8 protein-coding genes are annotated in these 12,461 nt (G+C 66.5%); 4 read left to right on the plus strand and 4 right to left on the minus strand.

Going from position 1 to position 12,461, the window contains the following annotated elements; translation table 11 throughout:
• The first annotated feature begins 22 nt into the window (after positions 1–22).
• On the plus strand, positions 23–208 hold the full coding sequence (locus EV283_RS19455; RefSeq protein WP_130325704.1) for a hypothetical protein: 186 nt from the start codon (positions 23–25) through the stop codon (positions 206–208).
• A gap of 56 nt (positions 209–264) precedes the next feature.
• Positions 265–501: a putative glycoside hydrolase gene (locus EV283_RS19460; protein WP_347400220.1), complete on the plus strand. Its 237-nt coding sequence runs from the start codon at positions 265–267 to the stop codon at positions 499–501.
• 117 nt (positions 502–618) lie between these two features.
• Here the strand turns inward: EV283_RS19460 and EV283_RS12250 are convergent, their stop codons facing one another.
• Both EV283_RS12250 and EV283_RS12255 read right to left on the minus strand, forming a co-directional pair.
• Entirely contained in the window at positions 619–2,286 is a 1,668-nt protein-coding gene (locus tag EV283_RS12250) for an MFS transporter (protein ID WP_107958971.1), read from the minus strand.
• 223 nt (positions 2,287–2,509) lie between these two features.
• Positions 2,510–3,988 (minus strand): DcaP family trimeric outer membrane transporter, encoded by a 1,479-nt coding sequence (locus EV283_RS12255; RefSeq protein WP_242615940.1) that lies wholly within the window; start codon positions 3,986–3,988, stop codon positions 2,510–2,512.
• Between the two features lie 155 nt (positions 3,989–4,143).
• On the opposite strand from EV283_RS12255, the gene acs reads away from it, so the two are divergent.
• The gene (acs, locus tag EV283_RS12260) at positions 4,144–6,099 is read left to right on the plus strand and encodes an acetate--CoA ligase (protein WP_130325706.1); all 1,956 of its coding nucleotides are present in this window, start codon (positions 4,144–4,146) and stop codon (positions 6,097–6,099) included.
• Positions 6,096–6,719 carry a response regulator transcription factor gene (locus tag EV283_RS12265; RefSeq protein ID WP_107958972.1) on the plus strand — a complete coding sequence of 208 codons (624 nt, stop codon included), beginning with the start codon at positions 6,096–6,098 and terminating at the stop codon, positions 6,717–6,719. Before acs ends, EV283_RS12265 begins: the two co-directional genes overlap by 4 nt.
• A gap of 134 nt (positions 6,720–6,853) precedes the next feature.
• Here EV283_RS12265 and EV283_RS12270 read toward each other — a convergent pair whose 3' ends face one another.
• Together EV283_RS12270 and EV283_RS12275 are read right to left on the minus strand one after the other, a co-directional pair.
• Positions 6,854–10,171, minus strand: a complete 3,318-nt coding sequence (locus tag EV283_RS12270) for a PAS domain-containing hybrid sensor histidine kinase/response regulator (RefSeq protein ID WP_130325708.1) — start codon at positions 10,169–10,171, stop codon at positions 6,854–6,856.
• A 199-nt stretch (positions 10,172–10,370) separates the two neighbouring features.
• Positions 10,371–12,437: a catalase gene (locus EV283_RS12275; protein WP_130325710.1), complete on the minus strand. Its 2,067-nt coding sequence runs from the start codon at positions 12,435–12,437 to the stop codon at positions 10,371–10,373.
• Positions 12,438–12,461: the final 24 nt, after the last annotated feature.

Here is a 12,461-nt window from a genome sequence, read left to right on the forward strand (position 1 = left end):
CGCGCTTCTCGCGTAGTCCGCGGTGACGCCGATAGCGCATCCGAAGATCTGGCAAACCGCGAACGCTCGGATCGAGGCGCTGCTGAAACGCATGTCGGTCGCGGACAAGATCGGCCAGCTGATCCGGGTCGATATCGCCAGCATCGAGCCCTTGGAGCTGCGCACCTACAAGCTCGGCTCGATCCTCAACGGCGTCAATGCCGACTGAGCCTGGTTGCTGACGTCCGCGTCGATCGTCCCGCCACCGCGCCGGTCGCGCTCGGCATAGTCAGCACCGACGGCAAGACGATCACCGTCCCGATCACCAGGACGCTCGCTACGGCCAAGGTCGGCGACTGGCAGCAGGTGATCGTCCCGCTGCAATGCTTCGCCAAGCGCGGCATCGACATGGCGCAGGTCACCGCGCCGTTCGTGATCGCCACCGACGGCAAGCTCGGCCTGTCGATCTCCGACGTAAAGATCGATTCCGCGCCCGTATCGATGACCAAATGCGGCGACTGACCCCGCGCCTGCTCGGCATGGTGGTGGTCGCGCTTCGAACCTGACGCCCAAAACACGTCGGGCCCGAGGCGCGCCGTAGCGCCTCGGGCCCGATCAGGTCGTCGGTAGCGTCGTCGCTCAGCTGTGTAGCGACCGGCGGAACGTCTCGGGCAGGAACACCAGCCCGACCAGCGCGGTCACCGCGCAGGCGACGATCGGGTACCACAGCCCGTAATAGATATCCCCGGTCGCCGCGACCATCGCGAACGCCGCGGTCGGCAGGAACCCGCCGAACCAGCCATTGCCGATATGATAGGGCAGCGACATCGACGTGTAGCGGATCTTGGTCGGGAACAGCTCGACCAGCAGCGCGGCGATCGGCCCGTAGACCATCGTCACGTACAGCACGAGGATGACGAGGATCGCGATGACCAGCGGCTTGTTGATCTGCGCCGGATCCGCCTTTTCGGGGTAGCCGACCGCGGTCAGTGCGGTCTTAACCTCGGTACCGAACGCCTTGATCGCTGCGGCCTTTTCAGGGCCCGACACGACCGCCGGGTTGACGACCGGGATGGTCGCGCCGCCGATATGGATCTGCGCGACGGTGCCGGCAGGCGCGATGACGTTGGCATAGGAGATGCCTGCCTTCGCCAGATACGCCTTGGCGATGTCGCACGAGCTGCTATCGAACTTGTTCTTGCCGACCGGATCGAACTGGACCGAGCACTCGTCGGGGTTGGCGACGACGCTCACCGGCGAATTGGCCTGCGCCGCGTAAAGCGCGGGGTTGGCAGCCTTCGACAGCGCGTGGAACAGCGGCATGTAGGTCAGCGCGGCGAGCGCGCAGCCGGTCAGGATGATGTATTTCCGCCCGACCTTGTCCGACAGCCAGCCGAAGAAGATGAACGCGGGAGTCGCGATCAACAGCGCGATCGCGATCAGGATGTTGGTGGTCGGCCCGTCGACGCGCAGGTTCTTCTCGAGGAAGAACAACGCGTAGAACTGGCTGGTGTAGAACACGACGCCCTGGCCCACGACCGCCCCGAACAGCGCGATCAGCACGATCTTAAGGTTGCTCCACTGCCCGAACGCTTCGGTCAGCGGGGCCTTCGACGTCTTGCCCTCGTCCTTCATCTTCTGGAACACCGGGCTCTCTTCGAGCTGCATGCGGATCCACAGCGAGACTGCGAGCAACGCGATCGAAACGATGAACGGGATGCGCCAGCCCCAGGCGGCAAACGCCTCTTCGCCGACCAGCGTGCGCACGCCGATGACGATCAGCAGCGCCGCGAACAACCCGAGCGACGCGGTGGTCTGGATGAAGCTGGTGAACAGCCCGCGCTTCTTGTCGGGCGCATGCTCGGCGACATAGGTCGCGGCACCGCCATATTCGCCGCCGAGCGCCAGGCCCTGCAACAGCCGCAACACGACCAGCGCGATCGGCGCGGCGACGCCGACCGAGGCATAGCTCGGCAGCAGGCCGACGAGGAACGTCGACAGCCCCATGATCGCCATGGTGACGAGGAAGGTGTTCTTGCGGCCGACGACATCGCCGATCCGCCCGAACACGAGCGCACCGAACGGCCGCACCGCAAACCCGGCCGCGAACGCCGCGAGCGCGAAGATGAATCCGGTCGTCTCGTTGACGCCCGAAAAGAACTGCGCGGTGATGATCGTCGCGAGCAGGCCGTAGAGATAGAAATCATACCATTCAAACACCGCGCCCAGCGACGACGCGATGATGATCAAGGGTTGGCTCTGCTTCGCATGACCAAGGGGCGATGCGTCCCCGGTTGTCGTCGCCATGGCGATATCCTCTCAGATAAGGTGGATGGAACAGCCGATCGTCGCCGGCTTAATGAACGCAAAAAATTCGATGCGCCGCCGCTCTCGTCCTCCCCCGGCGGGGGAAGTGGCTGGCGCTTGCCAGACGGAGGGGGCGGTAAACGATGACCATCGTTGCGTGCCCTCCCCCTCCGTTACCTTCGGCGACACCCCCCCTTGCGGGGAAGGATCGCGAAATCATGCCCTAGAACGAGTAGCGCGCTGCAAGCTCGCCGCGGTCCATCTTGCCGACCTGGCCATTGACGAGCTCACGCTGCGCGTGGCGAAATTCGACGCCGAGATCGATGCTCTTGATCGGCGAGTAGAACAGATTGGCCGATGCGCTCCAGGCGGAGTCGGTCGCGCCGATCGGCTCGCCGCCGGTCGGGTAGTCGATCGACTGGACGCTGCCGATAAAGGTCGAGCGGAGCTTGTCGGTCCAGCCCAGCTTGAGCGCCGCGAACCCCGCGGTGAGGCTCGGCGTCTGCACCTCCGCCCCGGACACGGCCGAGAAGACCGCATCGGGTGCGAGGTTCAGGCCGACATACCGGCCGATCCCGTCGCCATGCGTCACCATGAAACGGATGTCCGAATGGCCCGACGCATCGAGCGGCACCTTCCCCGCGAACGACACGCCCCAGCCCGTCGCGCTCTCGTTCAGCGGTCCCGTGTCGATCGTCAGCTTCCGCGCGAGCCCCGCCAGCGAGAACTCGCCGAACGCGGTCTTGTAGTTCAGCCGCGCGGCAACGTCGGGAAGACGATCATCCGCATTCTCGACCACCGCCGCGGACACCAGATTGGTCGATGCCGTTTCGGGATTTTCCGCGGCGACCGACAGTGACAGCGTGTCGCTCAGCTTGCGCGTGTAGCGGATCTGCGCCTGGCGGACGAAGACGCTGCCTTCCGACGGCCCGATAAAGTCGGTCGTCTCGGGCAACGCGCCGATATACTGGAAGGTCGTCCATTCCTGCCCAAACAACCAATTGTCGTAGGTGAAGAACGCGCGACGCAGGCCGGGGTTATAGCCGCTGACGACGCGCTGGTTGCCCTGCGTGCCGGGCACGACCTGGAAATCGAGTTCGAGCAAACCCTTCAGGCTGTGCCCCGCGATCGGCGTATCCGTCGCGAGCACGATCCGGGTCTGTTTGGCATGCGATTCGAAGCTGTTGCCTTCGTTGCGCCCGCCGACCGGGGTCATGCTGGGGAAGTAGAAATCACGACCGACCGATTCCGGCGCGATATTGCCGCCACTGTAGCGGCTCACCGACGCCCAGGTCTTGAAGAAGCCGTTGATCTTGACCGTGGTGCCCGCGACCTTGAACCCGTCGGTCGGCGCAGGCCCGGGTCCGGCGGGCTTGGCCTCCGCCAGCGCGGTCGGCGCGGTCGGGCCGCTTGGCCCGGTCGGATGCGGCGCAGTCGGCGACGATGCCATGGCGGTCGGTGCCGCGGTCGGCGACACGGCGGTTTGCGGTGCTGCGGTTTGCGGTGCTGCGGTTTGCGGTGCTGCGGCAGCAGTGGCGCGCGCGGCGGTCAGTTCCCCCCGCAGGTCCTGCACCGCGGCTTCGAGCGCCTTCAGCCGCGTCTCGAGCTCGACCTCACGCGCCGTCTGCGCATGCGCCGCAGCCGGTACCAGCGCGGTCCCTGCAAGCAGCGCCGTGAAGGCCAGCCGTGTCTTGAACACCATACATGTCATCCCCGTCTCCGCACTTTTCCACTGGTCTTACGCGTGGATATAAGCCTCGCCACCATGGCGGATTGCGAACGCCCGTCCATCCCTTACTTTGGTGCGGGATGATCGCGCGCGGCCGACCGCGTACAGCGCGGCAAAAGGAGAGCCAGATGACCGAGGCAAGCTATCCCGTCCCCGCGCAATGGGCGAAGGACGCCCTGATCGACGCCGCCGCCTATGACCGGATGTATGCCGAGGCCGCGACCGATCCGGACGCCTTCTGGGCCAAGGAAGCCAAGCGTCTCGACTGGATCGTCGCCCCGACCAAGATCAAGGACACGTCGTTCGACGAGAGCGACTTCCGCATCCGCTGGTTCGAGGACGGTCAGCTCAACGTCGCCGCCAACTGCGTCGATCGCCACGCCGACGCCCGCCCCGACGCGACCGCGATCCTGTGGGAAGGCGACAACCCCGACGAATCCCGCAAGATCAGCTACGCCGAGCTGCGCGACGAAGTCTCGAAGCTTGCCAACTGCCTCAAGTCGCGCGGCGTCACGAAGGGCGACCGAGTCACGATCTACCTGCCGATGATCCCCGAGGCGGCGTTCGCGATGCTCGCCTGCGCGCGGATCGGCGCGATCCACTCGGTCGTCTTCGGCGGCTTCTCGCCCGAGAGCCTGTGCAACCGCATCCACGACTGCGACAGCCGCCTCGTCATCACCGCCGATGAAGGCCTGCGCGGTGGCAAGACCGTGCCGCTCAAGGCCAATGTCGATGCGGCGCTCGATCACGGCGACCTCGCGGTCGAGACCGTCATCGTCGTCCGCCGCACTGGTGGAAAAGTCACGATGACCGAAGGCCGCGACTGCTGGTATCATGAGTGCGTCGAAGGCCAGTCGACCGACTGCGCCCCCGAACCGATGAACGCCGAGGATCCGCTGTTCATCCTCTACACCAGCGGCTCCACCGGCCAGCCAAAGGGCGTGCTCCACACCAGTGGCGGCTATCTGGTCTGGGCGTCGATGACGCACGAATACGTCTTCAACTACCGCCCGGGCGAGATCTTCTGGTGCGCCGCCGATGTCGGCTGGGTCACCGGCCACACCTATTCGCTGTACGGCGCGCTCGCGAACGGCGCGACGACGGTGATGTTCGAGGGCGTGCCTAACTATCCCGACCACAGCCGCTTCTGGCAGATCGTCGACAAATACCAGGTCAACATCCTCTACACCGCGCCGACCGCGCTGCGATCGCTGATGCGCGAGGGCGACGACTGGGTGACGCGCACCAGCCGCAAGTCGCTGCGCCTCCTCGGCTCGGTCGGCGAGCCGATCAATCCGGAGGCGTGGAACTGGTACCACAACGTCGTCGGCGACGGCCGCTGCCCGATCGTCGACACCTGGTGGCAGACCGAGACGGGCGGCCACATGATCAGCCCGCTTCCCGGCGCGACCGCGCTGAAACCCGGCAGCGCGACCAAGCCGCTGTTCGGCGTCATCCCCGAACTGGTCGACGCAGACGGCAAGGTTCTCGACGGCGCGGTTGAGGGCAACCTCGTCATTGCCGACAGCTGGCCCGGGCAGATGCGGACCGTGTGGAACGATCACGATCGCTTCTTCCAGACCTATTTCTCGACCTATCCCGGCAAGTATTTCACCGGCGACGGCTGCCGCCGCGACGAGGACGGCTATTACTGGATCACCGGCCGCGTCGACGACGTGATCAACGTCAGCGGCCACCGGATGGGCACAGCCGAGGTCGAGAGCGCGCTCGTCGCGCATGCCAAGGTCGCCGAGGCCGCGGTCGTCGGCATGCCGCACGATCTGAAGGGCCAGGGCATCTATGCCTATGTCACGCTCAATGCGAACGCCGAGCCGAGCGCCGATCTGCGCAAGGAGCTCGTCCAGTGGGTCCGCCGCGAAATCGGCCCGATCGCGACCCCCGACATCCTCCAGTTCGCACCCGCGCTCCCCAAGACGCGATCGGGCAAGATCATGCGCCGCATCCTGCGCAAGATCGCGGAGAACCAGCTCGACCAGCTCGGCGACACCTCGACGCTCGCCGATCCCGCGGTCGTCGACGCCTTGATCGCGGGCCGCGAGGAGGCCACTTCAGTTCCGGCATGACGCGCACGATCCTCATCGCCGACGATCACCCGCTGTTCCGTCAGGCGCTCAAACTGGCGGTCAGCCGCGCCGCGCCCGATGCGGTGGTGATCGAGGCGGGGCAGCTTTGCGAGGCGGCCGATGCGGTCCGCGGCGCGGAGCGTCTCGACCTCATCCTACTCGACCTGCGGATGCCGGGGTCGGAAGGCTTTGCCGGCGTCGCGCTACTCCATGCCGAACGCCCCGGCACGCCGATCCTCGTCATCTCGTCGGCGGACGAGGCCGAAGCCGCGCCACGCGCGCGCGCGTATGGTGCGGTCGGCTTCGTCTCGAAGACCGCCGATCTGGCCGCGCTGGAGAAAGCCGTCGCGCGAGCCCTCGCCGGCGAACGCGACGCACCACCGGAAGACGCGCCCGTCGACGACATGGCGACGCGCGTCGCAAGCCTGACGCCGACCGAACTAAAGGTCCTGCTCGGGGTGCTAGCGGGTCGCTTGAACAAGCAGGTGGCGTTCGACCTCGGCATCTCCGAGGGCACCGTAAAAGGCCACATGACGGCCATCCTGCGCAAACTCGGCGTGCAGAACCGAACACAGGCCGTGCTGGCCGCAAGGGCGATGGACATCCACTTCGCCGATTAAGGCGGGCGACCCGCCCTCCCCCAACCCGTCATCCTGACGAAAGTCAGGACCCAGAGCCAAAATCGGTACGGCTGGTACCCTGGGTCCTGACTTTCGTCAGGATGACGTATCGCATTGGCCCAAGATTGGAGCGTTCAACTCCCCCGCGCCGCCGCCGCCGCCGCGTCCTCGATAAACCGCCACAAATCCGCAGGCACGACGGGCTTGGTCAGCACTACGAGCCCCGCGCACCGATCGTCCTCCGCAACCGTCCGGTCCGCGGTCACCAGCGCGATTGCCGGTGCCGGCGCCATCGCCCGCAGTCGCGCGACGACGTCCAACCCGTCCTCCACCTCGTCGAGATGATAGTCGACCAGCGCAACATCGGGCTCCTCGTCCACGGCCAGTTCGAGCGCCTCCGCGATCGTCCCCGCCAGCAGCGGCACGCACCGTCGCGCGCGCAACGCCGCGTCGAGCGCCGCCAGGATCGTCACGTCGTTGTCGAGGCACAGCACGCGCAGACCCGGCACCAGCGCACGCTTCGCAGATGGCGTCGGCAGCGGGACGTCCAGCCCGGAAGGCGCAATCGGCACCCGTACCGCGAACGTCGTCCCCCGCCCCGGCGCCGAGCGCAATTCCACCGCTACCCCCAGCAACCGCGCGATCCGCCGGACGATCGCCAGCCCCAGACCGACGCCGCCACCCGCACTCCCCTTGCTTTCGAGCCGCTCGAACTCCTCGAAGATCCGCTCGCGGTCTGCCGCGGCGATCCCAGGTCCGTTGTCACGCACCTCGATCAGCACGTCGTCGCCACGCCGCCGCGCGCCGATCCAGATCCGCCCGTCCGCCGAATAGCGCACCGCGTTCGACAGGAAATTCTGCAGGATCGACCGCAGTAGCGAGCGATCGGTCGCGACGCTGAACGCGCCGGCATGCGCCGCCAGCACCAGCCCGCGCTCGCCCGCGAGTGGCCGGAACTGCACCGCCAGTTCCTCGATCAGCGCCCCCAACGCAAACCGCTCGACCTTGGGCACCACGCCCCCGGCATCGAGCCGCGACACGTCGAGCAGCGCACGCAGCAACGTATCCGCCGATCCGATCGCGCCGTCGATCGCGCGCACCAGCTCCGCCTGATGCGGCGCCTTGCCCTCGTCCAGCGCCGCGCAGAACAGCCGCGCGGCGTGCAGCGGCTGCAACAAATCGTGGCTCGCCGCCGCCAGGAACCGCGTCTTGTCGCGCGTCGCGGTCTCCGCCACCGCGCGCGCCTCGCCGAGCATCGCGTTAGACTGCGCCAGATCCTGAGTCCGTGCTGCCACCCGCGCCTCGAGATCGGCCTGCGCCTCCTTCTCCGAGGTGATGTCGGTAAAGCTCTGGACATAGCCCCCACCCGGCATCGGCCGCCCGACCATCTTGATCCACCGCCCCGACGGCCGTTGCCGCTCGAAACTATGCGGAGTCCCGCGCGCGAGATGCCCCATCCGCCGCCCGACATGCGCCGCGATATCGTCGACGCTGCCCTCGCGCTCGGCATTGTAGCGGATCAGGTCGGCGATCGATCGGCCGACGACGACATAGCCCTCGGGATAGTCGAACATCTCGACATAACGCGGATTCCACGCGACCAGCCGCAGGTCCGCGTCGATCACGCTCACACCCGGATCGATCGTTTCCAGCGTCGCCGACAGCAAAGTGCGTGAAAACCGTAGCGACCGCCCGCGCTGGTCGAGCAGCCGGACCACGTCGCTGACGTCCATCGCAGACCCGGCAATGCTCGACGCGACGATCTTGCGCGCCGACGGTGCACCGATGACGCCCGCGATCAACCGCTCGGCGGTGCGCGCGGCGGGTCCATCGATCGGTGCGCGCAGATCGGGGGACGCCACGCCGATCGCCTCCGCCTCGCCTTCGCCGACGAACCTAGCGACCAGCATCCGCAGTTCGCCGAGCGTCCGGACATGGTCGAGCGCGCTGTTCCGGCGATGCCGCTCGATCGCATGCAGCCCGGCCATCAGCGCGACGTTGACGCCAAGGCTCCAAACCGTGCCATTGACCAAGGGCGAGCCGAACCGCCAGCCGAGCAACGCGTCGGGATCGAGCCACCCCCGCGTGAAGTGCGCGAGAGACGGTCCGACACCCTCGCCGATCGACGGCAGCAACAGGCAGTAGATCCAGACGACCACGCCGCCGATCAGCCCGGCGCGCGCCGCTGTGTGGTTGGCGAAGTTCCACCCGACCGTCGCGATCAGCGCAGGTGCGAACTGCGCGACGCCCGCAAACGCGATCAGCCCGATCGACGCCAGCGGCAGGTCCGCGCCGAGGCTCCGCCCGTACACCAGCGCCACCGCGACGATCGCCGCGATGATCACCCGGCGCACGCGCAGCATCCGCCGGCCAAGCTCGCCCTCGCCCGCCTCGCCATGCCGCCTGAGCAGCATCGGCGCGAGCAGATCGTTCGTCGCCATCGTCGACAGCGCGATCGTCTCGACCACCACCATGGCCGTCGCCGCCGAGAACCCGCCAAGAAACGCAAGCAGCGCGACCAGATGCTCGCCGCGCTGCAACGGCACCGTCAGCACGTACAGGTCGGGCTCGGCATCGCCCGGCAACAGCGTCATCCCTGCCAGCGCGAGCGGCAGCACCAGCAGCGAGATGACGACCATGTACGCGATGAACGGCCAGCGCGCGCGCGCCACCGCATCGAGCCCGCGCGCCTCGATCACGCCGACATAGAATTGCCGCGGCAGGCACAGGATCGCGAGCGCCGACAAGATTGTTCGCACCCAGAAGTCGGACGTCAGCGCGCCCCAGGTAAATCCGGTTTCAAGCCTCGCCAGCGGTGCCGACAGCGTCGCGGCGGGCACGTCGGCGAGCACGGCCAGCGTCACCACGCCGAGCACGACGAAGCAGAGCAGCTTGATCAGCGATTCCGCCGCGATCGCCGCCACCACGCCCGGGTTGCGCCCAGCCACCTCGTACCGCCGCGCACCGAACAGGATCGCGAATACCGCCAGCAGCAGCGCGACGAACGTGCCGACCTCCGCCGAACTCCCGACGCCCGCGATCGCGCCGAAGCTGAGCGTGACCGAGCGCAACTGGAGCGCGATATACGGCACCGACGCGAGCAACGCCGTCCCCGCGACGATCGCCGCGGTCCCCCGGCTGCGCCCATAGCGTGCGGAGATGAAGTCCGAGATCGAACTCGATCCCTCCTCGCGCGCCAGCCGGATCAGCCGCGCGAGGAACTTGGGCGCCAGCAGGAAAACCAGCGCCGGCCCGAGATAGATGGCGAGATAATCCCAGCCGCGCGTCGCCGCAGTGCCGACCCCGCCGAAGAACGTCCAGCTGCTGCAATAGACCGCCAGCGACAACGGATACGCGATCTGCCCGAGCCGCCGCGACAGGCCCCGCCGGTCCACCACCCACGCAATCCCGAACAGCGTCGCGCCGTACCCGAGAATGGCGAGGATGATCATCGGACGGGTGATGAAGGCGCTCCGGTCTGGCGCCGCAGCGCAGGGTCACGGGAAGCTATAACCCCGATCCGGACTGACGGCGACCGTGCTAAGGAACCGAAGAACCATCAGCCCCGTCGCCACGAGGACGCAAAAAAAACCGGAGGCGCATGAACTGCGCCCCCGGTCATTTTTTTCCACGTCAGGTCAGATGTAGCGATCAGGCCAGCGTGCGCACGTTGGGTTCGCGATCCCAATAGCGCTTGGTGCCCGCTGTCGCGATCTGGCCGAGATCGACCACACCGGCATCGGGCTCGACACCTGCCTTATCGAGCAACGGCTTGGCTGCCGCATTGGCCGCGACGGCCTTGAGATGCCCGAACGCGTCCATGACCCACTGGACTGCTGCCCCTTCCTTGAGCAACGCCTTGCAGCCCTCCTCCGAAAGCACCACCGCGACCGCGTCGAAGATCTGCGACGGGCTGCCGGCAAGCTGCCCGTGCGCCTTCTTCTTGCTGCCATCGGCGAGCTTCGCGCCACCGACCTTGGGCGCGACCAGAACGGCCTTGCCGCCGGCGGCCTCGACCGACTTGACGACCGCATCGATCTCGCCGCCGTCGGACCCGTCCGCGATCAGGATCCCGACCTGGCGACCCTCGAGCGTCTCCTTCATCGACTTCTGGATCGACAGTGCGTCGCTCGCAGGCATATCGATCGGCTCACGATAGGCTGGGTTCGCCGCTGGCAGCTCGATGCCCAGACCATCAGCGACCCGCGTTGCCAGTTCCTCGTTCACATTGCGCAGGTTGGCGACGGTGCGCTCCTGGACATGGGCGAGGCCGACCTTCGACAGTTCGAACGTGAACGCCGAAGCGATATGCGCCTTTTCGTTATCCGTCGCCGACACCCAGAACAGGCGTGCCTGGCTGTAATGATCGCCGAACAGCTCGGCGCGCATCCGCAGCTTCTCGCCCTGCTCGTCCGCACCGGTCGGGTTGGTCGTCGTCACGAAGCCGTTAGGCGACTCGCGCGGACCACCGTCCTCGCCAACGACCGACAGGCTGTTGGGCTCGTAATTCGCGCGGCCCTTCGGCACCTTGGTCTGCATCATCCCGTCACGCTGGAAGTTCTGCGCGTGGTTGCGCGGCGCATTGACGGGGATCTGGTGGAAGTTGGTCGTCCCCAGACGCGACTTCTGCGTGTCGAGATAGCTGAACAGGCGACCCTGGAGCAGCGGATCGTTCGAGAAATCGATCCCCGGCACGATATTGGTCGGCAGGAACGCGACCTGCTCGGTCTCGGCGAAGAAATTGTCGACGTTCCGGTCAAGCACCATCCGGCCGATGATCCGGACAGGAACGTCCTCCTCGGGGATCAGCTTGGTCGAATCGAGCACGTCATAAGGCTGCGCCTCGGCGAACGCCTTGTCGAACACCTGGATGCCCAGCTCCCACTCGGGGAAGTCGCCGGTATCGATCGCTTCCCACAGGTCGCGACGATGATAGTCGTTGTCGGCGGCCTGAAGCTTCAGCGTCTCGTCCCAGATCGTCGACTGAAGACCGAGCTTCGGCTTCCAGTGGAACTTCACGAAGCTCGACTTGCCCTCGTCGTTGACGAGCTGGAACGTATGGACGCCGAAGCCTTCCATCATGCGCAGCGAGCGCGGCAGCGTGCGGTCGGACATCGCCCACATCTGCATGTGAGTCGATTCCGGCGTCAGCGACGCCCAGTCCCAGAACGTGTCATGCGCCGAACCCGCCTGCGGATAGGCACGATCGGCTTCCATCTTCACCGAATGGATCAGGTCGGGAAACTTGATCGCGTCCTGGATGAAGAACACGGGAATGTTGTTGCCGACGAGATCCCAGTTGCCCTCGGTCGTGTAGAACTTGACCGCGAAGCCGCGCACGTCGCGCGGCGTATCAACGGAGCCTGCACCGCCGGCTACGGTCGAAAAGCGCGTAAACAGCTCGGTCTTGGTGCCCTTCTTGAACACTGCCGCCTTAGTCAGGTCGGAAATGTCGTCGGTCGCCTCGAAATAGCCATGCGCACCCGAGCCGCGGGCGTGGACGATCCGCTCGGGGATCCGCTCATGGTCGAAGTGAAAGATCTTCTCGCGCAGCACGAAATCCTCGAGCAGCGTCGGGCCGCGCACGCCGGATTTCAGGCTGTTCTGGTTGTCGGAGACGGGCACGCCGTGGTTGGTCGTGAGAACGGGCACATCGCCGCCGGCCTGCTGGTGCGTTTCGCCACCGTTGCCGGGATTGCGCTCTGCGGGGTCGCTCATAGCAAATCCTTGTTTGATAGTCAT

This window comes from Sphingomonas sp. BK036, from assembly GCF_004216825.1.
Classification (GTDB): domain Bacteria; phylum Pseudomonadota; class Alphaproteobacteria; order Sphingomonadales; family Sphingomonadaceae; genus Sphingomonas.